This window comes from Saccharomonospora xinjiangensis XJ-54 (assembly GCF_000258175.1).
Lineage (GTDB): Bacteria > Actinomycetota > Actinomycetes > Mycobacteriales > Pseudonocardiaceae > Saccharomonospora > Saccharomonospora xinjiangensis.
This window is the reverse complement of the sequence record NZ_JH636049.1, coordinates 2,647,799-2,670,767: the sequence shown is the minus strand read 5'-3', so window position 1 is coordinate 2,670,767 and position 22,969 is coordinate 2,647,799. Positions and strand designations below refer to the sequence as shown.

The following is a 22,969-nucleotide window of genomic DNA, read 5'->3' as shown; positions in this document are numbered from 1 at the left end:
GATGCGGGCGATCCATCGCTTCCCGGCCCCCGGATCCGAGAGCCGGTTTCGATCTTGTCCGGTGGTGCGGATCACGGTCCGGACCAGCGTGTGCCTCGACATTCCCGCCATGTCGGAGCGTCACATCGGATTCACCCGATCGAGCGTCTGTCACATGAAGAGAGTGCATCCAAAAGGAAGGTCACAGTTGGATAACTGCCGACGTTGCAGTGAACGAAACGCGGTCCTTGTCACTGTCGGTAGCACTCTTACTACGATGGCACGATCGTGGTTCGCTGAAGGGAGCGATCGCAGTGTCCGCCGCCGACAACGCGCCTGACCGCAAGGCGCCCACCATCGTTCAGCTCGACAACGGGGAGCCCACAGCGGCCCGCGTCTACGACGTGATGCTGAACGGCAAGGACAACTACGCCATCGACCGGCAGGTGGCCGAGGCCAGCCTCGCCGTGATGCCGGAGCTGAAGGAGATCGCGCTCCACAACAGAGCGATCCTGCGGCGCGTCGTCCGCCACCTCGCCGAGGAAGAAGGCATCACGCAGTTCCTCGACCTCGGTTCGGGCCTGCCCACCGTCGGCAACACGCACGAGATCGCCCAGGCGGCCAACCCCGACGCGAAGGTTGTCTACGTTGACATCGACCCCATCGTGCTCGCCCACGGAAGGGCGCTGCTGGAGGACAACGCCAACACCAAGGTGGTCACGGCCGACATCCGCAAGCCGCGCGACGTTCTCGAACACCCCGACGTCACGGCACTCATCGACTTCGGGAAGCCGGTGTGCGTGATGCTGGTCGGCATCCTCCACCACATCCTGGACGAGGAGGACCCCGAAGGAATCGTCGCGACGCTGCGAGACGCCGTCCCCTCGGGCTCGTACTTCTTCATCACCAACTTCACCAGGCTCGGCGACAGTCCCGAGAGCGAGGAGCTGGAGCGCGTGCTGCTGTCGCAGCTCGGCACGGGCCGGGTGCGCACGCCGACCGAACTGGCCCGCTACTTCGACGGCCTCGACCTGCTGCCACCCGGCATCGTGCCCCTGCCGCTGTGGCGGCCGGACGAGGTCATCACCGACGCCACGACGATCGGGGTGCGTTTCATGACCGGTGGAGTCGCCAGGAAACCGTGACGGCGGCACGCGTGGTGCGGTCGGTGCAGGCCGCCGCCCGCACCGACCGCACCACAGCCGGATCGTCGGGCCGGATCACGTCATCGGCGTGCGCTGCTGTCTCATCGACGGCGAACCAACCCTCCTCGAAGCGCTGCCACGCCGCCAGCATCGGCCTCGCCGCTTCGCCGTCCCTGGCGACGGCGCGCTCAAGGCGCTCGGCCCGCGAGGGGCGCTCCACCCAGCACAACCGGGTCAGCATGGGGCGCACCGAAGCCCGCCCTGAGGACACACCCTCCACCACGAGCACGTCGGGCACAGGCACCCGGATCTCCGCACCCGGCCGGGGAGACCCTGTGGCCCAGTCCAAGGCGCGGTAGCGCGCGGGACGCCCTTGCGCGAGCGCGCCGAGCACGTCGGCGAGTCTCGGCCACCACGACACCGGATCGTCCCAGGTGGCGAAGTGGTCGGTGCTCACGACGTGCGTGTGCTCGCCACGGCCACGCAAGCTCGTGACGAGCGCCCGCGCGAACGTGGACTTGCCCGAACCGGAAGGGCCGTCGATGGCCACGAGCCGCACCGCGCCGAGCCTGGCCCGCGAGGACAGCACCGCGGAGGCCACCAGGCCGGCGACAGGGTCAGAGCGCACGCCTGCCGGTCAGCGCCCGACCCAGGGTGAGTTCGTCGGCGAACTCGAGGTCACCGCCCATCGGCAGCCCGGAGGCCAGCCTCGTCACCGTCAGCCCGGGGAAGTCCCTGAGCAGCCGCACGAGGTAGGTCGCCGTGGCCTCGCCCTCGGTGTTCGGGTCGGTCGCGATGATCACTTCGGACACCTCGTCGGCGCCGATGCGCGACAGCAATTCCTTGATCCGCAACTGGTCCGGCCCAACACCGGAAAGCGGGTCCAGCGCACCGCCCAGCACGTGGTAGCGGCCCTTGAACTCGCGGGTGCGTTCCACCGCGAGCACATCCTTGGGCTCCTCGACCACGCAGATCAGGGCCACATCGCGGCGCGGGTCCGAGCAGATACGGCACCGCTCGTTCGCGGACACGTTGCCGCACACCTCGCAGAACCGCACGCCCTCCCGCACCTTGCCCAGCACCTCCTGTAGCCGTGCGAGGTCGGCGGGATCGGAGGCCAGCAGGTGAAACGCGATGCGTTGCGCGCTTTTCGGACCGATGCCGGGCAGCCGCCCCAACTCATCGATCAAGTCTTGAACGACGCCCTCGTACACCGTTATCCAGGGAGTCCGAAATTGCCGAGGTCGGGCATGCCTCCACCGAGGCCGCCCGCGAGCGGGCCGAGTTTCTGCTCGGTGAGCCGCTGCGCGTTGCCCATCGCGTCACGAACCGCTGCCACCACGAGGTCGGACAGCGTCTCGGTGTCGTCGGGATCGACGACCTTGGGGTCGATCGACAGGCTCTTCAGTTCGAGACTCCCGCTGACGGTCGCGGTCACGAGGCCGCCACCCGACGAGCCGGTCACCTCGGCGTTCGCCAGCTCCTCCTGCGCGGCGACGAGCTGCTCCTGCATCTTCTGCGCCTGCTGGAGGATCTGTTGCATGTCGGGCATTCCGCCGCCGGGTTGCACCATGATGTGGCTATCCGATCCTTCTCGTGGTCAGTCTCGTCGTGTGCGCGAGGTTGTCGCACCCACCTCCAAGCCTAGCCTCACCGGGGTCGGCGGCTGCGGTTCGCATGAGAGCGGAAAAGGGCCCGCGCACTCGGGGGCCTGCCAGGGTCAGTCGATCGGCCGCGCCCCGAGATGCTCGGTGATCAGTTTCCGCGCCCTGGTCTCCGGATCGACAGGTTCGGCCGCGGGCTCCGCAGCCTCCGAGGCCTCCGGCGGGTACGGTTCGTCGTCCGGTTCGGGCGGCAGGGGGATGTCCGGCTCCGGCGTCGCGACTCGTGCCCTCGGGGTGTCGCTGCCCGTCTGTTCCGCCGTGTCCGAGGGCCGCTGATACGCGCGCGCCCTGCCCTGCTCCGCACGAGCGGGCGCCTGGCGGCTGCTGCCCTGTGCCTCCGGGGACTGTGCCCGGGCGGGCTCGTCACCCGACATCGCGCTGGGGTGCACGCAGCGCACTGTCCATTCACCCGAGATGACCTTCGACAGCGCCCGCGCGATGCAGTCAACGTTGCGCGGGTCCGACAGCCGCCGCACGAGCGGCTGCGCCGGGTGGGTCAGCACCACCGTGCCGCCCTCGACGCTGTGCACGGCCGCTCCCGTGAGCAGGGCCTCGGTGCTGCGGCTCATGGTGCGCACCTCGGCGAGCACCTGCGGCCAGTACTGACGAAGCCCTGCGGCGTCCACCTGCCCCGAGCCTTCGCTTCCCGTCCCGGCTCCGGCCACCGGCGACCGGGATGCCGTGGCCGGGCTCTCCGCCACCGGCGCCGAGGGCGTCACCGCTTCCGCGCGGCCCCCGCCGTTTCCGGCCGACGTCGCCGGGCTGTCCTGATCCCTCGCCGCCCGCCGGGACGGTCGCTCGAACACGCGCTCGGCAGGCCGTTCGGGCGCCTGCCGCCCCTGCGCGGAAGGTGCTGCCTGTGGTTGTTGTGGCCGCGAGGCCGGTGCCTGCGACGGCGTGGGGTGGCCTGCTGCGGGGACTCCGGCTGCGATGCGGCGTTCGAGCCGTTCGAGCCGCTGGAGCGTGGCCCCTTCGTCGTCGGCGACCTCGGGCAGCAACATCCGGGAGCACAGCAGTTCGAGCACGAGTCGTGGTGACGTGGTGCCCCGCATCTCCAGCAACCCGTTGTGCAGGATCTCCGCGTACCGGGTGAGGGTGCCCGGCTGGAGGCGCTGTGCCTGGCCCACCATGCGTTCGATCTGTTCCTCTGGCGCCGACACCATGCCGTTGTTCGCCGCCTCCGGCACCGACCGCAGCAGGATCAGATCGCGCAGCCGGTCGAGCAGGTCGGTGGCGAAGCGGCGCGGATCGTGCCCGGCCTCGGCGAGGCGGTCGATGGTGCCGAACACGCTCGTGGCGTCGTCGGTGGCCAGCGCGTCCACCATCGCGTCGATGAGAGCCGAGTCGGTGACGCCGAGCAGCGCGATGGCCCGCTCGTACGTGACGCCGTCCGGCCCCGCTCCGGCGAGCAGCTGGTCGAGCACCGACTGCGTGTCGCGCGCCGAACCCCCACCAGCGCGGATCACCAGCGGATACACAGCGGGCTCGACGGGCACGCCCTCCGCGGCGACGTTGCGTTCCAGCAGCTCGCGCATGGCGCTGGGCGGGATGAGCCGGAACGGGTAGTGGTGGGTCCGCGAGCGGATGGTGGTGAGCACCTTGTCCGGCTCGGTGGTGGCGAAGATGAAAATGAGGTGTTCCGGCGGCTCTTCCACGATCTTCAGCAGGGCGTTGAACCCCTGCGGCGTGACCATGTGGGCCTCATCGATGATGAACACGCGGTAGCGCGACTCGGCAGGCGCGTAGAAGGCGCGGTCGCGCAGCTCTCGGGCGTCATCGACGCCGCCGTGGCTGGCCGCGTCGAGTTCGGTGACGTCAACGCTGCCCGGCCCCTCGGGAGCGAGCGCCCTGCACGGACCGCATTCACCACACGGGTCGGGTGTCGGCCCTTCGACGCAGTTGAGGGAGCGGGCCATGATGCGCGCGCTCGACGTCTTGCCACAGCCGCGCGGCCCTGAGAAGAGGTAGGCGTGGTTGATGCGGCCGGAAGCCAGCGCGGTGCGCAGCGGTTCGGTGACGTGCTCCTGCCCGACGACCTCGGCGAAGGTCGCCGGCCGATACTTGCGGTACAGCGCTAAAGCCACGCCGCGAGCGTACCGGCAGGTCCCGACGATGTGCCCGTTGCCCGCAGCGGCCGACAGGGCCACACAGCGGGAGGGGCGAGGGGACGATGAGCGTCACCGCAGGCTGGGCCATGATCGACGAGGACGACAGCCACGAGGGGATGAACACGGTCTTGCATACCCCTGAGGACGTGACCGCGTTCGTCGGCAAGGTCGCCGCTGCGGACCCGTACGCCGACTCCATCCGCCTGGCCCACGTCAAGCGGCCACTCTGGGATGCCGAACAGGGCTTCACCGATCACGACGTGTTCGCCGCGATAGTGGCTGGATTCGGCTCTCTCAGCCACCAGGACCGAGACCACGCCAAGGCTTATCCGGTCGGTGTGCCCGAATCTCCTGGCTGCGAGTTCGACGACGAAGACTTCCCCGCCGGGTCAGGGCTGACACTGGAGCAGTTCACGGCAGCGCTGGTGGAGTTCCCGCACACCGCGAAGCGACCGACCAACGTATGGGCGGTGTGATGCCCTGTCCGGCAAGGCCGGTGCGAGCACCGGCGGCCCTGCTGACGGCCCGGCCGTCTCGGAAGTCGCACCAAGAGACTCAGCGTGTCGGTTCGATCCCGTAAAGCTGGTCGAGCCCTACCAGCAGCACGTCCGAGCGGCGAGCGGCTTCGGCCACGAGGTCGTCGGTGGAGCCCCGGATCGACACGAACGGACACGAACAGCGCACCCTCCGCGTCGGCGATCGAACCCTGTGGTGCCGATCACCTTAGCGTTAACACACTTATGATAACTACGTTAACGCTAAGCCTTTCGAGGCTGAGGGCGATCCAGGTGGTCACTGCCGTGGTGCGCGGTTCGGCTTTTGGCAGCCAGCCAGGTTGTGATACTGCTGATGGCGTGGCCGTTCGGCCACGAACCGTGCTGCCCCTATGAGTGGTCGAGGAATGCGGGAACACTACGTCCGTCCTGAGGGGCTGCCTCCGACCAACGGCTACAGCCACGCGGTCGCGTTCACCGGCCGCATGATCGCCGTATCCGGCCAGGTGCCGCTGGACGGCCAGGGGAGGCTGGTGGGTCAGGACGGCCAGGACGGGGCCTACGCACAAGCGCGGCAGGTGTTCGAGAACCTTATCGCCGCTCTCGCCGCAGCAGGAGCGGGGATGGAGCACGTCGTCAAGCTGACGTTCTATCTCACCGACCTCGGCGACCTCGACGCCGTCCGGCGCGCCCGCGACGAGTTCATTTCGCCGGACAACCCCCCTGCCAGCTCGCTTGTCGAGGTCAAGGGCCTGGTGCACCCAGCCTTCCGGGTGGAGATCGACGCGCTGGCGTCGGTGTGAACGGAGCGCGGTTCAGGCTCTCCGAACTCGCTGGACGACAGCAGCCGGGGTGCGAGATGTTCCAACATCGGCCCAAACGGCCCACACGGCCCGCACAACCGGCTCGATGACCTGATCGCGCAGGCTGCCGAATGCCCGCAGGGCGTGCCGCCCCGGAAAAGAAGGGGACCCCCGCACCCGTCAGAGCCTGCTTATCCTTGCTGCCTTCCGGCCCTGGGGAGGTTCACAGGATGGACGCCGCGGGGGTCCGCCACTGAGTCTAGGCCATCCGGGCCGACCGCATCGAGACCGGGTGCCCGGTGATCACGGCAACGCGGGGCGGGTTTCAGTTCGGCAGGTCGAACTGCCCCGCCTTCACCGCCTTCAGGAACGCCTCCCACTCGGAGTGGTGGAACACGAACACCGGACTCTCGGCCAGCTTGGTGTCGCGCACGCCGACTTTGTCGTCGGCGAGGTTGACCTCGACACAGTTGCCCCCATTGGGTTCACTGGCGAAGGACTTGCGCCAGTTTCCGGGGTCGAACAAGCCCACGGCCGTCGTCGGATCGTAATCCCCGTTCCCGGCATAATCGACCATCGCCTACCTCCGCGCCTGGCGTGCGGGCGTGCCGCACCCCTGTTGTCTTCGCCGCGGTTTCGTTGGCGCAGGGCGTAGAACCCTGCCAACGGATGCGTCCATCCGTGCGACTTTCGGCCGCGCGGCTCGACAACACGATTATTCACAAACTAGGATTATTACTAGTGGGTAGGGATCACCACAGGCGAGCGGGGTCGATCTGGTGAGAGATCGGCAACAACTCCGGGGGATGGAGCAAGTAATGGCCGTACGACTCGACGTCGAGCCGCTGCTGACAAAGCGGCCGGACACGGAACCCGAGACCGAGAACGTGACCGCTCCTCGTCGCACCAGGTTGAACCTGAACTTCGTCAAGCTCTCGACCCGGAAGAAGTCCGCGTCCCTCCTCTTCGTTGACGACCCGCTGGCGCTGCGCTACCTGTGCCGAGCCTAGGGGGCCGCCTCGCGGATCAGTCGAGGGCCTCGCGGTACTCCTGCGCGATCTGCTTGAGAAACTGGCGGGTCTCCTGACGTTCGAGAGCCGCGCCCCGAAGGCGGTCCCACGCATCGACGAAAATCTGGAAGTCCTTGACGTCGTCGAGGTAAAGCCCGCCCGCGGAGTGTTCGATGTAGACAAAATCCCTCGTGCGGTCGGGGAACCGCATGATGGTGAAGTCGTTGGGGACGGATGCCAGCCGCGCGTCGAACGGCAGCACGTGCACGTACACCCGCTGGCGCTGGTCCAGCTCCAGCATGTGCTCGATCTGATCGAGCATCACCGCGGGAGCGTGTCCTCCCGGCGCTCTGCGCAGCGCAGCCTCACTCAGGATGAAGCGGTAGTAGGGCGGCTGCTGCTGGTCGAACACCGACTTGCGGTCGAGCCGGTTGCGCACCAGCGCGGTGACGTCCGTTGCCCCGTACTCGGTGAACTGCTTGAGCATGTAGTGCTCGGACTGGAGTGTGCCGGGGATGCGCTCGCAGTGCCACGTCATGATCTCGGCGGCGGCCGGTTCGAGGTCCGTGAACGTGCGGAACCAGTGCGGCACCACCGATCGGTAGCCGGACCAGTGGCCCCGGTGCCCCGCGGCGGATCTCGCCATGTCCACGAGTGTCTCGGCCTCTTCGCCCGTCACGCCGTACGCCTCCAACATCCTGCGCACGTCGCCGAGCTTGGCGCCGACCGCGCCTGACTCGATCTTGTTGACCTTCCCCTGGGTGCACCCGAGGATGTCGGCGACCTGCTGCTGGGTGAGCCCAGCGGAGCGGCGCGCATGCCGGAGCTCGTTACCGAGCTGTTTGCGGCGGGAAGTCACGGTGCTGGCCATGGCGAAGTGACGTTACCGCGTTCCACCACCCAGGTGAAATCACCTCTCCGGCTGGCTCGGCCGTTGCCGATGACCACGCTGAGCGATCACGCCACTCCCAGCTCGGCGTAGGGTTCGAAACATGACCTCTCAGACGGCCACGGCAGGGATCGGCGTCACCGGGCTCGCGGTGATGGGACGCAATCTCGCCCGCAATCTCGCCCGCCACGGGCACACCGTCGCCTTGCACAACCGGACGGAACAGCGGACTCATGACCTCGTCGAGCGGTTCGGTTCCGAAGGGGCGTTCGTCCCCACCTACTCCGCGAAGGAGTTCGTGCAGGCTCTCGAACGTCCACGCAAGCTCGTCATCATGGTGAAGGCCGGCGCGCCGACCGATGCGGTCATCGACGAGTTCGCGCCGCTTCTCGAACCGGGAGACATCGTCATCGACGCAGGAAACGCCCACTTCACGGACACCCGCCGCAGGGAGGCCGCGCTCAGGGAGCGAGGGCTGCACTTCGTCGGCACCGGCGTGTCCGGCGGCGAGGAAGGCGCGCTGCACGGGCCGAGCATCATGCCCGGCGGATCGGCCGAGTCGTACGAATCGCTCGGGCCGCTGTTCGAGGACATCTCCGCGAAGGTCGATGGCGCTCCGTGCTGCACCCACGTCGGCCCCGACGGTGCTGGCCACTTCGTGAAGATGGTGCACAACGGCATCGAGTACTCGGACATGCAGCTCATCGCGGAGTCGTTCGACCTGCTGAGGGGCGCGCTCGGCCAGGAGCCCGCACAGATCGCAGAGACCTTCCGCACCTGGAACACCGGCAGGCTCGACTCGTACCTCATCGAGATCACCGCCGAGGTCCTCGCGCACACCGACCCTGCCACAGGCAAACCGTTCGTCGATGTGGTCGCCGACCAGGCCGAGCAGAAGGGCACGGGCCGCTGGACCGTCCAGAACGGGCTTGAGCTGGGCGTGCCCATCACAGGAATCGCCGAGGCCACCTTCGCCCGCTCGCTGTCCGGTCATGCGGCGCTGCGGGGCGCGGCACGGGGCCTCGCCGGGCCGGAGCGGGCACACGGGACCGCCGCACGGGGTGTTCCCGACAGCTTCGCCGACGACGTCGAGCAGGCGTTGTACGCGTCGAAGGTGGTCGCCTACGCACAGGGTTTCAACCAGATCCAGGCAGGCAGCGCCGAATACGGGTGGAACATCGACCTCGGAGCGGTCGCCGCGATCTGGCGGGGCGGCTGCATCATCCGCGCCACGTTCCTCGACGACATCCGCGCCGCCTACCGCGCCGACCCGGCGCTGCCGACATTGCTCACCAGCGGCGGCTTCCGCACGGCCGTCGAGGACGCGCAGGACGCGTGGCGGTCGGTCGTGTCCACCGCCGTGCGGCTCGGTATCCCCACCCCCGGCTTCTCCACCGCGCTCGCGTACTACGACGCGCTGAGGGCGGAGCGGCTGCCCGCGTCTCTGATCCAGGGGCAACGCGACTACTTCGGCGCCCACACATATCGCCGGATCGACCGCGAGGGCAGCTTCCACACCACCTGGGCCGACGAGCCGAGGAGGGAGAACGAGGCCTGAACCCAGATGTGCGCCTGCCTGCCTACTCGAAGGGCAGGCCGACGTAGTCCTCGGCGAAACTCGCCGCAGCCGGCCGCGACGACACGGTGTGGCGCAGTTGGGCGAGCGCAAGCCTGCGGGCGAAGTCGTCGGCGTCGGGGTCGCGGTGGAGCATGGCGGTCATCTGGCAGGAGAACTGCTGGGCGCACCACACCCGTCTCAGGCAGCTCTCCGAGTAGGTCCTCGCGGGTTCTGGGTCACAGCGCCGCAGCAGACGGTGCAGCGCGTACGCGAGCCTGCGCACGTCGGCGACCGCGAGGTTCATCCCCTTCGGTCCCGTCGGGGGCACGATGTGCGCGGCGTCGCCCGCGAGGAAAAGCCTGCCGTGACACATCGGCTCGGCCACGAAACAGAACATCGACGTGATGCTCTTGTCGAGCAGAGGACCTTCGCGCAGCCGGAACCCGTCAACCGTGTCCAACCGCCGCTGGAGCTCCTCCCACACCCGCTCGTCCGGCCAGTGCTCAAGACGGTCGCCGAGATCGATCTGGAGATACAGCCGGGTCAGCTCGGGTGAGCGCATGCTGTGCAGGGCGAAGCCTCGCTCATGAGCCGCATAGATCAACTCGCCGTGCGAGGGCGGGGTGTGCGCGAGCACGCCGAGCCACGCGTAGGGGAACTCGTGCTCGTACACCGTGAGCACCCCGGAAGGCAGCGAGTGGCGGCTCACCCCGTCGAACCCGTCACAGCCCGCCACGGCCGCACACCGCAACCGCACGGCGTTACCGGTCGCATCGACGTAGGTGACGCACGGCCGCTCGGTGTCGAGGTCGTGCAGTGCGACGTCGGAGACCTCGAACTCGATGGGCAAATTCTTCTCGGCATGAGCGCGGATGAGGTCCTTGGCGATCTCCTGCTGGCCGTAGACGGTGATGCGCTTGCCGGTGAGTTCCGTGAGTGGGACGCGATGGTCTCTCCTGTCGAAACGGAGGGAGAACCCGTGGTGGGGAAGGCCCTCCAACTCGAGTCGCGCGCCGAGGCCGATGTCCCGAAGCAGGTCAACGGTCGGCTGCCCGCACACCCCTGCCCTCACCCGTTGCTCGACGTGGTGCCTGCTGTGTTTCTCCAGTACCACGGCCTCCACGCCCTGGAGGTGCAGCAGGTAGGACAGCATCAACCCGGCTGGTCCTGCCCCGACGATGCCGACCTCGACATCGCGCGTGTGCGTCGTCACCGGTGACCTCCTGGCTGCCGGGGTCGATCCACTGAGGACGACGTCCCGCAACGGGCGCCCGCCGTCCCGCCGGATCTCCTCCGATCGTCACACGGCTACCGGCCGCGTTCAACAATCGCCGACCGAGCACAACGGCGTGGCCGCGTACGGCACAGTCACGTCGAACTGGAACGACCACAACACCGTCCCCGGTCGAACATCGGGCAGGTCGTGGCCTTCGATCGCGACCACCGCGGCGCCGACGAACTCCCCCGTGGTCCGGTCGAGCACGATCTCCTTCCGCAGTCCCCTTTCCCCGTCCTCGATGCCGACGGCGACACTGTGGGACGCTCCTGCGGCATCGGCGCTGGTCGTGGTCGTGACACTGACGTCGGTGAGTTCGACCTCGGGCATCGCCGCGAGTTCGCGGTAGATCGCGGCGCGAAGCGGGGCAGGCGCCGTCCCGGTGCGCAAGACGCGGACAGCCGTGTCGAACCGGTCCTGAGCGTTGTCCTCGACCTCGAACCGCCACGGCGACCCGCTGGCCTCGCGCAACGCGGTTCCCAGCCAGCGCAGGGGCGGCTGATCTCCGGGGAAAGGGGCGAACAGGCCGTCCCGGTACCAGTTCTCGTCGTGGTAACACGGCGCCGCGCTCACCGCTCCCTCGGGCGCGCACTCCTGCACACCGCCACCCGTGGCCTCCAGAGCCGGGTATCCGGGCTCGTGACCCAGCCACTCCGGTGGCCCGATGAACGTCTGCGTGTCGCGCAGATTCCCACGGCCGTCCGGCGACAGCTCCCCCAGTCGTTCCTGTCCCGCGACCACTCCCCACGCAGGGTCCACCACCCAGGACACGTACTCGCGGTAACTCCCGTTAACCCGCACCCGGTCAGGGGCCGCCGCAACCGCGTCGGCGGCACGGAGCAGGACATCTTCGGCCGAGGCGGAGCCGGGGACGACTGGTGCGGGGAGGGTGCCCTGCGGTCCGGCGGGTCGCACGCCGCCCTCGCCGGGAAACATGACGAGCGGCACGACAACCGCCATCGCCACCGCGACCACAGCGGCGGGCACAGTAGTCCACCGCCACGAGAGCAGCGAAGGAAGCCGGAGGGAGGGTCGGGGAAGGCGCGTCCGGCGCCGCGCGCCGTCGCCTGCCTCCTCCCGGGCCGCGGCGAGCACCCTGATCCGCACGTCCTCCAGATCAGCGTGATCGAGCCGCGCCTGCCGGTGGAGCTCCCGCAGGGCCGCGTCGAGCGCGTCGTCCGGCTCTGGAGTCCGCTGGTGCCGATTCCGTTCCGTCACGTCTGTCCTCCCCGAAGGCCACCTCGTTCTTCGCGGCACAGAACGGTTCTCAGCTTCCGGCGCACCCTGTGCAGGCGCGAACGCACTGTGCTCGCCGGCACATCGAGCGCCTGGCCGATCTCGGCAGGCGTCAACTCCGCCCACGCCGACAGCAACAGAACATCGCGATCCGCGCGCGACAGCCCCGCGAGAGCCGAGGCGAGCCGCCGGGCGCGGTCCTGCGAGTCAACCCGATCGGCCACCCGCACCTCGACGGCTTCGGCATTCACGGACACCGGTATCGCCGCGTCCGCGACCATCCGCGCGGTCGCTCGCAAACCCCTCAGCTCCTTCCTGGTGTGACCTCTCAGCACGTTCGTGGCGATGCCGTACAACCACGCGCGCACCGGACCTCGATCCGGGTCGTACGTGGCGCGCCTGCGCAACGCCAGCAGGAACGTCTCAGCCACGAGGTCGTCGGCAAGGTCCACCCCGACCCTGCCTGCGAAGTACGAGCGCAGGACGGGCGCGTGCGCGTCGAACAGCCTTGCGAAGAGCACCTCGGGATCGCCACCCGCGAGATCGGGGTGTGCATCACCGGAGTCACGAACACCGGACGCATCGTCCTCGCCCGCGTGCCCATCACCGCAACCGCTGTCGCGCGCACATCCCCGCCCGGCATGAGCCTCGACCGACACGTACACACCGGCTCTTGTCCGCTTCCGCGCCCGGCGTCCCACCCGGAAGCCGAACTTGTGAACCAATTCACAACGCCCGGCTCGAACGGCAACGTGCGCAGGCGATCCGGACAACACCAGGCATGTCGCAAGCACGATCGAGAACCGTCCGCTGGGTACTGGTCGCGATCCTGGCCGTACTCGTGGGAGCCGCCGTCGCGGCTGTGGCCGCCACGATCGGCGCTGCCACACCGGCCACCGCGTCCGGTGTCCCGAAGAATCCGGCCGACATCTCCGCCCAGCCACCGCCTCCGAAACGCCTCGTGGTGGACCACGAGTTCAGCGAGGTCGGGCTCATGGTCTTCGACCGCTCAAGGCAAGCCGCCACGGTGACGCACGACCCCGATCGTCAGTTCACATCGGCCTCGCTGGTGAAGCTGCTGATCGCCTTCGAGGCCGTCGAGCAGGGCGAGCCCGCAGCACAGGTCCACACCATGATCGCAGAGAGCCACGACCCGCTCGCGGGCCAGTTCTGGGTGCGCTACGGCGGCCCCGGCCTGGTGACCCGGTGGGCGGAGCGCCTCGGCCTGCACAGCACGAAAGCCCCCGACCTGCCCAACATGTGGGGCAACACGCTGACCACCGCCGCCGACGCCGTGAAGGTCTACCGATACCTGCTGGAGGAGGCGCCTTCGATGACTCGCGACGTGGTGCTGCCCGCGCTGCGGGACGCGACTCGAATGGCCCATGACGGCTTCGACCAGTACTTCGGCATCCCGGATGCGGCAGGCGGTGTGCCGTTCGCCGTCAAGCAGGGCTGGGCGTGCTGCACCGACGGAACAGTGCTGCACACCAGCGGTCTCGTGGGCGCCGACGATCGCTTCATCGTCGCGGTCTTGACCCGCAGCGCGCCTGATGCCGGCTACGACACCGCGGCCAAGCACGTCACGGGCTATGTCGAACACGTCCTTGACGCGCTCGGCATTGACCACAGCTCCTCGCTGCCGGGCTCCAGCGACGAGGACGCCCAGCGACCCGCACGGACCGGGGACAACGCCCCGTCAACCGAGGAGAGCGGGGACGACACCCAGCCTGCCGAGAAGACCGCCGAGGCCCCGCCACGGGGCACCATCGACCACGATTCCCCCCTTGCGGAGCGAAGCACGGTTCCGCATCCGGGCCACGGGTAACCCGATGCCATGTTGTCTTCGATCGCGCGCGGCGCCGCGGCAGGCGCCGCGGGAACCACCGCACTGCACGCCGCCACCTACCTGGACATGACACTGCGGGGCCGCCCTTCGAGCAGCACACCGCAACAGACCATCGACAAGATCAGCGAAGCGGCGGGAACGGACATCCCCGGCGACGCCGAGCAGAGGGAGAGCCGCAAGTCCGGGCTCGGTGCACTGCTCGGCATGGTCACGGGAACGACGGTCGGCGTCGGCTACGGCGCACTGCACGCCCTTGGCTGGCGACCGCCGGTGCTGGTGGGCGGAGTCGTGGCGACGGTCGCGGCGATGGCCGGATCGAGCGCGCCCATGACGGCGCTCGGCGTGACCGACCCCAGGAAGTGGAGCACCTCGGACTGGCTGAGCGACGCGCTCCCCCACCTCGCCTACGGGCTTGTCACGGCGGCCACCTTCTCGATGATGGAGGAGAATCACAGGGCCCGAAGGCTCCGCAGGCGTTTGCGGCGGATGGCCAAGCTCCGCAAGGCCGGTAAGCCCGCAGCCGCGCGCGCACTGGCGAGCTGACACTCCGAGCGCCTCTGCGATTCGCCGTGTGGACCGGGCAGTGGTCACGAGTGGTGTCGCGAGGGGTGCGGGTTCTCGGGCGAGACCGTGCTCTCCGGTCACCCGGCCATGATCTCCCGCACCGCCTCGGCCACCGAGTCCGCGTCGATGCCGGCGTGGTAGAGCTGCTCGACCGGCGTGGCGGACCCCGGCAGAGCCAGTACACCCAGTTTGAGCACCGAGGGCATCACGGTGGAGCCGGTCAGCGCGTCCAGCACCGCGTCACCGACGCCGCCCTGCGGCCAGTGATCCTCGACGATGACGACCCTGCCGGTGTCGGCCGCGGCCCTGCGCAGGGTCGCGGTGTCCACCGGCTTCACCGAGTACAGGTCCACGACCCGCACGGAGACGCCGTCGTCGGCGAGCACGTCGGCGGCGCGCAACGCCTCGTGAACGGTGATTCCGGCGGCCACGATCGTCACGTCGTCCGCGTCGGATTCCCGCAGCACCTTGCTACCGCCGACGGGGAAGGTCTCCTCCGGCCCATAGAGCACGGGCGTGTCCTCGCAGGTCGTGCGCAGGTAACGGATGCCGGAGTGTTCCGTCATCGCAGCCGTGAGGTGTGCCGCCTGGTTCGCGTCACACGGGTAGAGCACGATGCTGCGCCACAACGCCCGCATGGCCGCGATGTCCTCAAGACCCATCTGCGAGGGGCCGTCCGCGCCCGTGGACACACCCGCGTGCGAGCCGACGAGGCACAGGCCGACTCCGCCGATCGAGGCCATGCGGACGACGTCGTACGCGCGGGTCCAGAACGCTGCGGGCGTCGCGGCGAACGTCAGAAACCCGCGCACGGAGAAACCCACGGCCGTCGCCGCCATCTGCTGCTCCGCGGCATGACACTCGAAGAACCGCTCGGGATGTTCTTCGGCGAAGTAGCTGGTGAGCGTCGCATCGCTGGCGTCGGGGTCGATCACCACCACGTCGGAGCGCGCGTGTCCCATCGCGGCGAGCGCCTGGCCGAAGGCGGTGCGGGTGGACACGAGCCGTCCCCGCTCGTACCAGGGGATGCGTAGCGATCGCAGATCCGGCACGGCGGGAGCTTCGTACTCGGGGGCCGCCACCTCGACCCGGATGGCGCTGCGGCCACCGAGTTCCGCGATGGCGGCCTCCGCATCGGGCAGCACCGCGCCTCCGGACCCGGCGTCCCCCACGTCCTCGACGGCGCGAAGCCCCTTTCCCTTCCGTGTGCGGGCCAGCACGGCAGTGGGCCGCTCGCTCGCGGCCGCCTCAGCGTAGGCGGCGTCGATCTGATCGACGTCGTGCCCGTCGATCTCCACGGTGTGCCAGCCGAACGCAGAGATGCGCCGGGCGTAGGCGGCGGTATCCCACCCGAGACGGGTCGGGCCTCGCTGACCGAGCCGGTTCACATCGACGATGGCCGTCAGGTTGCGCAGCCGCTCATGACCGGCGTGTTCGAACGCCTCCCACATCGAACCCTCGGCGAGTTCGCCGTCACCGCACAGCACCCACACCCGGAAGTCACGCCGGTCGAGGCGCGCCCCTGCCAGCGCGATACCCGCGCCGATGCCGAGGCCCTGCCCGAGCGAACCGGTGGCGACGTCCACCCACGGCAGCGCGGGCGTCGGATGCCCCTGCAACCGGCTGCCGGACGCGCGGAACCAGCGCAGTTCCTCCGAGGCGATGGCCCCCGCCGCCACGTACATCGCGTACAGCAACGGCGAGGCGTGCCCCTTGGAGAAGATGAGATGGTCGTTGGCGGGGTTCTGCGAGGCGTCGAAGTCGTAACGCAGATGTCCCGCGAGCAACACGGCCATCAGGTCGGCCGCCGACAGCGACGACGCAGGAGGCCCGAGTCCGGCGAAGTCGGCGGCGCGCACCGAATCCACCCTGAGCTGCCTGCCCAGCGCCGTCAGCATCTCATGATCCACAGTGGCGACCGCCATGGCTTTCGCATACCCGCGATGCCGTGCGCGGTAACCGCCGGTACGCGACCACGGAGGTGCCCGCTGCGGGACGGCCGGGTACCGGGAGGTGTGGGGCGGCACCGGCCCTCGGCAAGCGCGCAGGGCCCACCCTGCTACCCTTCTCGGCGGAGGATTGGCCGAGCGGCCTAAGGCGCACGATTGGAAATCGTGTTGGGTGTAAAAGCCCTCACGGGTTCGAATCCCGTATCCTCCGCCAGCTCACGAACGCCGGGTTCTCATGAGGGAGCCCGGCGTTTCTGTGTTCGGCCGCACTCGGGCGAATCGCCGCGCAGTCCGGGTGTCGAAGCTCGATCAGTCCCGTCCCTGAAAGCAGCCGCGCCGAGACCGCTGCCCGCCGTTCCACTCCCAGCCCCCGCCTATGCCCGGACCCGAAAGAAGCAGGGTTCCAGACGCTTCCGGCACCTCGATGTCGATCAGGTAGCTGTACTTCTGGTTCACCCCGAACGTCGGCACGGACGTGTTTTCCGGTGTCTTCCTTCCCGAGAGCTGTCAGATTCGCGGACGAAGTAGCCATGGCCGCGACCGCCATCGGACCGCTTGATCGCTACGGAGCCTCACAGCCCCCGGCGACGGCCTGTGACGGCTTTCCCGTCCCCCGCGCACTCGTCGGCCCAGGCCGGATCGCCGCGCTGTTCGGCCCAGCACGGTTACCCCACCTACCTGCTGTGCGCGGCTGATCACTCACGCTAAGTTGGTGACAGCGTTGACCCGACTTCCTCAAGGAGCCAGCCTCATGCCCGGTGTGGAAGAGATTCGTGCGGGGATCGCCCTCGCGAACGAAAAGGCTTCCGCCAGCATCGCCGCCCTGCAACAGGCCGCTCAATCGCTCGAGGAAGCACAGCAATCTCTGGCTCAGGCCACGTCCGGCAGCACGCAGGAGGAGGTCAACCAGGCTCACGGCCTGCTTGCCGAGGCGTTGCAGGCTGTGGCAGGCACGCAGAGCACCATCCTCGCGTGCATCTCGTCCGCCGAGAGTTACTCGGCTCGCCTCTAGCCCGCGGATGTCACTGGAAGAGCTGCGGCACCTGCTCGCCGGAACCCTCGGGGCGGTCGCCGAGGCGCGAGCCCACAGCGCCACGGCGAAGGAGTTGCTCGATGACTACCGGCGCGTGGCCGTGGAAGCGCAGGCACAGGCCCAGCCGTGGCTGCCCTCCGAGCTGGCGAGGGCCGTGGAGCAGATCGAGGCGAACCACGCACGGCTCGACACCGTGCGGGCCCTGCTCACGGATTACGAGTCGAGATTGTGAAGTGTGCCCATGCGACGCAAGGTCGTCGAGCAGCGCGCGCGGGTGACTAACGCGTTCGAGGCGCTGCGCCACCAGATCGGGCTCGCTCTCGGCGCCGCCCGTAACGCCCGTCTCGACGCCGAGGACGCGCTCACGAAACTTCGGCTGGAAAAGCTCGTGCTGTCGGTCGGGCTCGACCACGCGGAGGACGATCCGAAACTCGCCGAACATCGCGGCGAACCGGCCATGGCGTCGGTGTTGTCGTGGTTGCACACCGTGCGGAGCCGCTTCTACGCCGACTGGGCCGACGGCCCCGCACAGTTGCGCGACCTCGTCGCCTCCGAGGCCGATGGGCCCGCAGGTCGCCCCGCAGGCGAGTGGCTCGGCACACTCGGCAGGATCGACGGCACCGAACCGCCGGGGCTGTGGCGCATCGGAGAGGCCACTGTGGACGGTTTGAGCGTCGGTGGGACGCGGGGAACCACGCATTCCTTCGACGTCGCCGTTCCGCTGCTCGACGAGTCGCACCTTTCGATCACCTCCGCGCCCAAGACGCGGCACACCGTTGACGCACTCGTGGAGAACCTGCTCATGCGGGTGCTGAGCACGTTCACGCCAGGCGCCGTGAAGGTGCACCTGTGGGACGTCGGCCAGCTCACGGCCGTGCTGCCCAACTTCTACGCGCTGAGCCGCACGAGCGCCGTCACCGTGCACGACCCCACACGGCTCGTCGATCTGCTCGACGAGCTCGCGGGGCACATCCGCCGCATCCACACCCACACGATGCAGGCCGGATACCCGACGCTTCGCGCGATGCGCAAGGCCACCGGCAAGCGCGTCGAACCGTGGCGGATCGCGGTGCTGTACGGCAACGGCGAGAACCTCGCACCCGAACACCTTCGCGACCTCAAGCGTGTCGCCAGCGGCGCGCTCGCCGCGGGGATCTCGCTCGTCCTCGTCGATGTGCCGACAGTCCTCGGCGGTTCGGTGGAGACCATCTCGCTGCTCGACGACCGGCGCGCGATCACGTCGATGACCGGGTCGGGCGTGGAGGTGTGGCTCGACCCGCCGCTGCCGCCAGGACAGGTCGCGGGCGCGGCGGCCCGTATCGCCGAAGCCGTCATCACGAAACAGGGCGGGCCACGGTCGTTCGCGGACCTGCTCCCCACCGAGTTCGGCAAGGAATGCTCGGCGAGGGAATTGCGGGCACCCGTCGGGTTCTACGAGGGCGAACCCGTGGAGGTGGTCATCGGCGACGCCACTCCGCACGCGCTGATCGGAGGGCCGAGCGGATCGGGCAAGACCAACTTCCTCTATGCGCTGCTCGGCAGCCTCGCCGCCCGCTACTCACCCGACGAGCTCGCGCTGTACCTGCTGGACTTCAAGGAAGGAGTCTCCTTCGCGGGGCTCGCTCCGGGGAAGAAGGACGAGAGCTGGCTGCCCCACGCGCGGCTCGTCGGCGTGAACGTCAACACCGACCGCGAGTTCGGCCTCGCGCTGCTGCGCTTCCTTTCCGACGAGCTGCGGCGACGTTCGGCCGCGGCGAAGGAGTACGAGGTCACCAACATCGCGGAGCTGCGGGCGGCGGACCCGGACGGGCACTGGCCCCGCATCGTCGCCGTGATCGACGAGTTCCAGTACCTCTTCGCCGGACGCGACTCCGTGACGGCCATGGCGACGGCGCTGCTGGAGGACCTGGCCCGGCGCGGTCGCTCTCAAGGCATCCACCTCGTGCTCGCCAGCCAGGACATCGCGGGCATCGACGCCTTCTGGGGCAAGCCCGCCGTGTTCGAGCAGTGCACGCTGCGGATCGCGATGCCGAAGGCGAGGCGGGTGCTCGCCGAATCGAACCAGGCGGCAGTGTCCGCACCCCGCTGGCACGCGGTGGTGAACCACGAGTCCGGGATCTCCCACGGCAACCAGCTCGTTCACGTCCCCGACGCGAGCGCCAAGGACACCTTCCCCGTGCTGCAACGGCAGTTGTGGCAGCGCTACGCCACCCACGGCGGGCCACGGTTGTTCGACGGCGCGGTGGCGCCCCAGCTCGACGAGTCACCGGCCTTCACCACGCTCGAACCGGCGAAGGACCGGCCGAGGGCGCTCGTCGGGCAGTCGATCGAGGTCATGGACAACGCTCACGCCGTCGAGCTGGCTTCCGCACCGGGACGCAACCTCGCCGTGCTGGGGAGCAGCACGGCGGAAGCCCTTTCCGTGCTCGAAGCCGCGACCCGCTCGCTCGCGAGGCAGTACCCGCCAGGCGCGGTGGAGTTCGTGCTTGGGTGCGCCATCGACACCTGCGCGGACGAGGTGCGGGCTCTGGCCGACGACCTCGCCGCGCTCGGGCACAAACCGGTGGTGACGAGTGCCTCCGACATCCCCACGGTCGTCGCGGACCAGGCCGCTCGACTGTCCGAACCAGACGGTGGGCCTCGGTTCGTGGTGCTCTACGGCGTTGACGCGGTGTCGCCCGCGCTGGAGCGCAAGGAGCCGGGCAAACCCAGCGGACTCGACCACCTGAGAACCCTGCTCAAGCAGGGGCCGGTGAAGGGCACACACGTGCTTGGCTGGTGGCGAGGTGTCGCGCGCCTCAAGGACACGCTCGGTTTCGGGGGAACCGAGGACATCGGCGCGTGGGTGGCTCTCGACGTGCAGGGCAGCGAACTCGCGGCATTCTGCGCGGGCCAGGTTGTGCACTGGTCGCCGAGGGCGGGAAGGGCCCTGTTCTTCGATCGCAGCACGCACGCGAGCCCGGAGGTCACCATCCCGTTCCACCGGCAGGAGGCCTCCGATGCCTGACGAACCCACCGCGGCCATGCGGTACAAGGAGATCATGAGCAGGGCGCACAAGGCCGCCGACGACGTGCGCGAGTGGGAACGGCGGCGCGGCCACGAGCTGGAGTCGCAGATCGCCGAGGCGGCCCAGCGGGTCGAACGCCTTGCCGAGCAGGAGATCGCCGTTCAGGAACGGGGTCATCGCTGGTGGCGCATGGCATACGACAATGTGGCGCGGCTGTCCTGGCTCGAACCCGGCGAGCCACCGGCGGCGACAGCCCCGGCCCGGGGCGAACACCTCGACCACCACGTCGAGCAGATCAAACCGGCGTACCGGGAGTTGCAGAACGCCGTGGACGCGCTGAGCTGGCGCGCCCGCCGCTGACGCGCGCTGAACATCCTCGACTCAAGAGTCCCGGCGCGTAGTCGCGTTCACCGATGAGCGGCCAGCACCGCTGCCAGACCTTCTCGCAAATCCCTGACGAAATAGTCGGGAACCTCCAGCGACGGGAAATGTCCTCCGCGCTCTGGCGACCTCCATCGAACGATTCGGCGATACCGCTCCTGCGCCCAGGGTCGCGGATACTTCTCGATGTCTCGGGGATATATGGTGATCGCAGCCGGGATGTCCACGCGGAGTTCGGGGTCGAGCGAGTTGTGGCTTTCGTAGTAGATTCGGGCCGACGATGCGCCGCTCCGCGTCAGCCAATACAGGGTGACGTTGTCGAGAATCCGGTCTCGGGACATCGTCTCGAACGGACTGTCTTCGGTATCCGTCCACTCGGCGAACTTGTCGAGAATCCAGGCGAGAAGCCCGACCGGTGAATCGACGAGCGAGTAGCCGATGGTCTGCGGTCGGGTGGCCTGCTGTTTCGCGTAGGCCGCGCGGTGGCGCCAGAAATGACGAGTTTCCTCGGTCCACCTGCGCTCGACCTCGGTCAGCCCGTCCGTTGTCAGCCCGGGCGGCGCCTCCGCGAAAGTTGTGTGGATGCCGACGACGTGGTCCGGGAATCTGCCGCCGAGAACCGTGGTGATATTGCCTCCCCAGTCCCCGCCGTGGGCTACGAATTCGCTGTAGCCGAGCCTTCCCATCAGTTCCACCCATGCCGCCGCGATCTTCTCGGTTCCCCACCCGGTGGTGACCGGCTTGTCGCTGTAACCGAAGCCTGGTAGCGATGGGACCACGACATGAAATGCTGGAGCGTCCGGGTCTTTCGGATCCGCCAGCTCGTCAACGACATCGATGAACTCGGCGATACTGCCCGGCCATCCGTGCGTCACGATCAGCGGACTGGCATCCGCGCGCGGGGATCGACGGTGCAGGAAGTGGATACCCAGATCGTCGATGGTGGTACGGAATTGGCCGATACGGTTCAGGCGCGCTTCGAACGACCGCCAGTCGTACCCGGTGCGCCAGTAATCCACGACATCGACGAGGTCGGCGAGAGGAACGCCCTGTTCCCATCGGCCAGGGCCGGGCGCGGCGCGATGGACAGTCTCGGCTTCCGGTAGCCGGGCCGCGGCCAGTCGCGCGCGTAGATCGTCGAGGTCAGCGTCGGTTGCGTGGGCTTCGAATGCTTGCACGTCGCTGGTCGGACGGGACATGAGACCTCCTGATCGTCGCCGGACCGGCCACGACCTGATGAGAACCGGCTATGATGGTTCTAGCACGCCCTCTTTCCTGCAAGCAACCAGCTAAGGTGGTTCCATGTCCGCCCGGTTCCCTGACTTTCGTCTCGGTAACGTGCTGGCGACCAGCTTCACGGCGACTCTGACGGAGCGGTGCGGCAACGCCGTAGAGCGCATTCCCACACCGCAGCGACTCATCGACTGGCTTGGGGTGAACGGCCTTGCCGTGGAGTCCTGCACCACCGCTCAACTCGAACTAGCCAGGGAACTGAGGGAATCCATTCACGCCGCCGCGACAGCAGCCGCCACCCAGGACGTTCTCCCTGCTTCCGCTGTTCGAACCATCAATGACCGCAGCGTTCGGGGACGCGCTGCGGCTGTCCTGACGCCCGAGGGCAATCGCCGGTGGCGACTTGACTCGACTTCCTCCGTGGAGGACGCGCTGAGTGTGATCGCCGCCGACGCGATCAGCATCATCGCGGGCGAACGAGACGGAAAACTGGCCTTGTGCGCATCGCCGACCTGCCGCGCTGCCTTCTTCGACACCAGTCGAAGTCGCACCCGCAAATGGTGCGACATGAATACGTGCGGAAATCGTCAGAAGAAGGCGCGATTCAAGGCCAACCAGCGCAAGAACGACGCTGCCACACAACGAACTGTCGGGTGATGCGGCCCGCCCGGACCGGCCATGGCAGGAGAAAATCGGATGACCGAACGCTTGCCCTCGGCAAGGGTGGTCAGAAGTGGCACCCTTGCCCCGCGCTCGGCACCGCGGCGCGAAAAGGAATCGCTCCAGTGGG

23 protein-coding genes, 1 tRNA gene and 1 other RNA gene are annotated in these 22,969 nt (G+C 68.5%); 13 read left to right on the top strand and 12 right to left on the bottom strand.

Going from position 1 to position 22,969, the window contains the following annotated elements:
- The first annotated feature begins 293 nt into the window (after positions 1–293).
- Positions 294–1,124, top strand: a complete 831-nt coding sequence (locus SACXIDRAFT_RS11870) for an SAM-dependent methyltransferase (RefSeq protein WP_006238800.1) — start codon at positions 294–296, stop codon at positions 1,122–1,124.
- Here SACXIDRAFT_RS11870 and SACXIDRAFT_RS11865 read toward each other — a convergent pair.
- The 4 genes from SACXIDRAFT_RS11865 to SACXIDRAFT_RS11850 all read right to left on the bottom strand — a co-directional run bounded on the left by SACXIDRAFT_RS11865 (position 1,093) and on the right by SACXIDRAFT_RS11850 (position 4,872).
- A complete protein-coding gene (locus tag SACXIDRAFT_RS11865; protein WP_006238799.1) occupies positions 1,093–1,752 on the bottom strand; it encodes a uridine kinase family protein in 660 nt (219 codons plus the stop codon). The two genes, SACXIDRAFT_RS11870 and SACXIDRAFT_RS11865, sit on opposite strands and share 32 nt — an antisense overlap.
- Positions 1,742–2,338: a recombination mediator RecR gene (gene recR / locus SACXIDRAFT_RS11860; RefSeq protein WP_006238798.1), complete on the bottom strand. Its 597-nt coding sequence runs from the start codon at positions 2,336–2,338 to the stop codon at positions 1,742–1,744. Before recR ends, SACXIDRAFT_RS11865 begins: the two co-directional genes overlap by 11 nt.
- 2 nt (positions 2,339–2,340) lie before the next feature.
- The gene (locus tag SACXIDRAFT_RS11855) at positions 2,341–2,697 is read right to left on the bottom strand and encodes a YbaB/EbfC family nucleoid-associated protein (protein WP_006238797.1); all 357 of its coding nucleotides are present in this window, start codon (positions 2,695–2,697) and stop codon (positions 2,341–2,343) included.
- 147 nt (positions 2,698–2,844) lie between these two features.
- Positions 2,845–4,872, bottom strand: coding sequence for a DNA polymerase III subunit gamma and tau (locus SACXIDRAFT_RS11850; RefSeq protein ID WP_040922615.1), 2,028 nt, complete (start codon positions 4,870–4,872; stop codon positions 2,845–2,847).
- An 86-nt stretch (positions 4,873–4,958) separates the two neighbouring features.
- On the opposite strand from SACXIDRAFT_RS11850, the gene SACXIDRAFT_RS11845 reads away from it, so the two are divergent.
- Positions 4,959–5,372, top strand: coding sequence for an Imm1 family immunity protein (locus SACXIDRAFT_RS11845; protein ID WP_006238795.1), 414 nt, complete (start codon positions 4,959–4,961; stop codon positions 5,370–5,372).
- Positions 5,373–5,782: 410 nt separating this feature from the next.
- A complete protein-coding gene (locus SACXIDRAFT_RS11840) occupies positions 5,783–6,193 on the top strand; it encodes a RidA family protein (protein ID WP_232285294.1) in 411 nt (136 codons plus the stop codon).
- A 157-nt stretch (positions 6,194–6,350) separates the two neighbouring features.
- On the opposite strand, the gene ffs is transcribed toward SACXIDRAFT_RS11840, so the two are convergent.
- Both ffs and SACXIDRAFT_RS11835 read right to left on the bottom strand, forming a co-directional pair.
- Positions 6,351–6,447: signal recognition particle sRNA small type (gene ffs, locus SACXIDRAFT_RS22435), an RNA gene on the bottom strand.
- A 71-nt stretch (positions 6,448–6,518) separates the two neighbouring features.
- Positions 6,519–6,770 carry a DUF397 domain-containing protein gene (locus tag SACXIDRAFT_RS11835; protein ID WP_006238793.1) on the bottom strand — a complete coding sequence of 84 codons (252 nt, stop codon included), beginning with the start codon at positions 6,768–6,770 and terminating at the stop codon, positions 6,519–6,521.
- A 241-nt stretch (positions 6,771–7,011) separates the two neighbouring features.
- Between SACXIDRAFT_RS11835 and SACXIDRAFT_RS11830 the strand changes: the two genes are divergently transcribed.
- The gene (locus SACXIDRAFT_RS11830) at positions 7,012–7,203 is read left to right on the top strand and encodes a hypothetical protein (protein WP_006238792.1); all 192 of its coding nucleotides are present in this window, start codon (positions 7,012–7,014) and stop codon (positions 7,201–7,203) included.
- Between the two features lie 16 nt (positions 7,204–7,219).
- Here the strand turns inward: SACXIDRAFT_RS11830 and SACXIDRAFT_RS11825 are convergent, their stop codons facing one another.
- The gene (locus SACXIDRAFT_RS11825; RefSeq protein ID WP_006238791.1) at positions 7,220–8,074 is read right to left on the bottom strand and encodes a helix-turn-helix domain-containing protein; all 855 of its coding nucleotides are present in this window, start codon (positions 8,072–8,074) and stop codon (positions 7,220–7,222) included.
- A 121-nt stretch (positions 8,075–8,195) separates the two neighbouring features.
- Between SACXIDRAFT_RS11825 and gnd the strand changes: the two genes are divergently transcribed.
- Entirely contained in the window at positions 8,196–9,650 is a 1,455-nt protein-coding gene (gene gnd, locus SACXIDRAFT_RS11820) for an NADP-dependent phosphogluconate dehydrogenase (RefSeq protein ID WP_006238790.1), read from the top strand.
- A 22-nt stretch (positions 9,651–9,672) separates the two neighbouring features.
- On the opposite strand, the gene SACXIDRAFT_RS11815 is transcribed toward gnd, so the two are convergent.
- The 3 genes from SACXIDRAFT_RS11815 to SACXIDRAFT_RS11805 form a co-directional block, all read right to left on the bottom strand.
- The gene (locus SACXIDRAFT_RS11815) at positions 9,673–10,863 is read right to left on the bottom strand and encodes a 4-hydroxybenzoate 3-monooxygenase (RefSeq protein WP_006238789.1); all 1,191 of its coding nucleotides are present in this window, start codon (positions 10,861–10,863) and stop codon (positions 9,673–9,675) included.
- 108 nt (positions 10,864–10,971) lie between these two features.
- Positions 10,972–12,144, bottom strand: a complete 1,173-nt coding sequence (locus SACXIDRAFT_RS11810; protein ID WP_006238788.1) for a hypothetical protein — start codon at positions 12,142–12,144, stop codon at positions 10,972–10,974.
- A complete protein-coding gene (locus SACXIDRAFT_RS11805) occupies positions 12,141–12,827 on the bottom strand; it encodes an RNA polymerase sigma factor (protein ID WP_006238787.1) in 687 nt (228 codons plus the stop codon). The genes SACXIDRAFT_RS11810 and SACXIDRAFT_RS11805 overlap by 4 nt, the downstream gene beginning before the upstream one ends.
- A 116-nt stretch (positions 12,828–12,943) precedes the next feature.
- Between SACXIDRAFT_RS11805 and SACXIDRAFT_RS11800 the strand changes: the two genes are divergently transcribed.
- Both SACXIDRAFT_RS11800 and SACXIDRAFT_RS11795 read left to right on the top strand, forming a co-directional pair.
- Positions 12,944–13,990 carry a serine hydrolase gene (locus tag SACXIDRAFT_RS11800; protein ID WP_006238786.1) on the top strand — a complete coding sequence of 349 codons (1,047 nt, stop codon included), beginning with the start codon at positions 12,944–12,946 and terminating at the stop codon, positions 13,988–13,990.
- A gap of 9 nt (positions 13,991–13,999) precedes the next feature.
- The gene (locus SACXIDRAFT_RS11795; protein ID WP_006238785.1) at positions 14,000–14,554 is read left to right on the top strand and encodes a hypothetical protein; all 555 of its coding nucleotides are present in this window, start codon (positions 14,000–14,002) and stop codon (positions 14,552–14,554) included.
- 98 nt (positions 14,555–14,652) lie between these two features.
- Here SACXIDRAFT_RS11795 and SACXIDRAFT_RS11790 read toward each other — a convergent pair whose 3' ends face one another.
- Positions 14,653–16,500, bottom strand: a complete 1,848-nt coding sequence (locus tag SACXIDRAFT_RS11790; protein ID WP_040922141.1) for a transketolase — start codon at positions 16,498–16,500, stop codon at positions 14,653–14,655.
- A 148-nt stretch (positions 16,501–16,648) separates the two neighbouring features.
- Between SACXIDRAFT_RS11790 and SACXIDRAFT_RS11785 the strand changes: the two genes are divergently transcribed.
- From SACXIDRAFT_RS11785 to SACXIDRAFT_RS11765, 5 genes are all read left to right on the top strand, one after another.
- Positions 16,649–16,738 (top strand) — tRNA-Ser (locus tag SACXIDRAFT_RS11785).
- A gap of 537 nt (positions 16,739–17,275) precedes the next feature.
- Positions 17,276–17,536: a hypothetical protein gene (locus SACXIDRAFT_RS11780; protein ID WP_006238782.1), complete on the top strand. Its 261-nt coding sequence runs from the start codon at positions 17,276–17,278 to the stop codon at positions 17,534–17,536.
- Positions 17,537–17,543: 7 nt separating this feature from the next.
- Complete coding sequence (locus tag SACXIDRAFT_RS11775; protein ID WP_006238781.1) at positions 17,544–17,789, top strand: hypothetical protein; 246 nt, start codon at positions 17,544–17,546, stop codon at positions 17,787–17,789.
- A 9-nt stretch (positions 17,790–17,798) separates the two neighbouring features.
- A complete protein-coding gene (locus SACXIDRAFT_RS11770) occupies positions 17,799–20,564 on the top strand; it encodes an FtsK/SpoIIIE domain-containing protein (RefSeq protein ID WP_006238780.1) in 2,766 nt (921 codons plus the stop codon).
- The gene (locus SACXIDRAFT_RS11765) at positions 20,557–20,925 is read left to right on the top strand and encodes a hypothetical protein (RefSeq protein ID WP_006238779.1); all 369 of its coding nucleotides are present in this window, start codon (positions 20,557–20,559) and stop codon (positions 20,923–20,925) included. Before SACXIDRAFT_RS11770 ends, SACXIDRAFT_RS11765 begins: the two co-directional genes overlap by 8 nt.
- 47 nt (positions 20,926–20,972) lie before the next feature.
- Here SACXIDRAFT_RS11765 and SACXIDRAFT_RS11760 read toward each other — a convergent pair whose 3' ends face one another.
- Positions 20,973–22,145, bottom strand: a complete 1,173-nt coding sequence (locus SACXIDRAFT_RS11760; protein WP_006238778.1) for an epoxide hydrolase family protein — start codon at positions 22,143–22,145, stop codon at positions 20,973–20,975.
- A 103-nt stretch (positions 22,146–22,248) separates the two neighbouring features.
- Between SACXIDRAFT_RS11760 and SACXIDRAFT_RS11755 the strand changes: the two genes are divergently transcribed.
- The gene (locus SACXIDRAFT_RS11755) at positions 22,249–22,836 is read left to right on the top strand and encodes a CGNR zinc finger domain-containing protein (protein WP_006238777.1); all 588 of its coding nucleotides are present in this window, start codon (positions 22,249–22,251) and stop codon (positions 22,834–22,836) included.
- Positions 22,837–22,969: the final 133 nt, after the last annotated feature.

Coding starts and splice junctions, on each gene's coding strand:
- SACXIDRAFT_RS11855 (WP_006238797.1), bottom strand. CDS start 2,697: ATGGTGCAACCCGGCGGCGGAATGCCCGACATGCAACAGATCCTCCAG.
- SACXIDRAFT_RS11845 (WP_006238795.1), top strand. CDS start 4,959: ATGAGCGTCACCGCAGGCTGGGCCATGATCGACGAGGACGACAGCCAC.
- SACXIDRAFT_RS11840 (WP_232285294.1), top strand. CDS start 5,783: ATGAGTGGTCGAGGAATGCGGGAACACTACGTCCGTCCTGAGGGGCTG.
- SACXIDRAFT_RS11835 (WP_006238793.1), bottom strand. CDS start 6,770: ATGGTCGATTATGCCGGGAACGGGGATTACGATCCGACGACGGCCGTG.
- SACXIDRAFT_RS11830 (WP_006238792.1), top strand. CDS start 7,012: ATGGCCGTACGACTCGACGTCGAGCCGCTGCTGACAAAGCGGCCGGAC.
- SACXIDRAFT_RS11825 (WP_006238791.1), bottom strand. CDS start 8,074: ATGGCCAGCACCGTGACTTCCCGCCGCAAACAGCTCGGTAACGAGCTC.
- gnd (WP_006238790.1), top strand. CDS start 8,196: ATGACCTCTCAGACGGCCACGGCAGGGATCGGCGTCACCGGGCTCGCG.
- SACXIDRAFT_RS11800 (WP_006238786.1), top strand. CDS start 12,944: ATGTCGCAAGCACGATCGAGAACCGTCCGCTGGGTACTGGTCGCGATC.
- SACXIDRAFT_RS11795 (WP_006238785.1), top strand. CDS start 14,000: ATGTTGTCTTCGATCGCGCGCGGCGCCGCGGCAGGCGCCGCGGGAACC.
- SACXIDRAFT_RS11790 (WP_040922141.1), bottom strand. CDS start 16,500: ATGGCGGTCGCCACTGTGGATCATGAGATGCTGACGGCGCTGGGCAGG.
- SACXIDRAFT_RS11780 (WP_006238782.1), top strand. CDS start 17,276: ATGCCCGGTGTGGAAGAGATTCGTGCGGGGATCGCCCTCGCGAACGAA.
- SACXIDRAFT_RS11775 (WP_006238781.1), top strand. CDS start 17,544: ATGTCACTGGAAGAGCTGCGGCACCTGCTCGCCGGAACCCTCGGGGCG.
- SACXIDRAFT_RS11770 (WP_006238780.1), top strand. CDS start 17,799: ATGCGACGCAAGGTCGTCGAGCAGCGCGCGCGGGTGACTAACGCGTTC.
- SACXIDRAFT_RS11765 (WP_006238779.1), top strand. CDS start 20,557: ATGCCTGACGAACCCACCGCGGCCATGCGGTACAAGGAGATCATGAGC.
- SACXIDRAFT_RS11760 (WP_006238778.1), bottom strand. CDS start 22,145: ATGTCCCGTCCGACCAGCGACGTGCAAGCATTCGAAGCCCACGCAACC.
- SACXIDRAFT_RS11755 (WP_006238777.1), top strand. CDS start 22,249: ATGTCCGCCCGGTTCCCTGACTTTCGTCTCGGTAACGTGCTGGCGACC.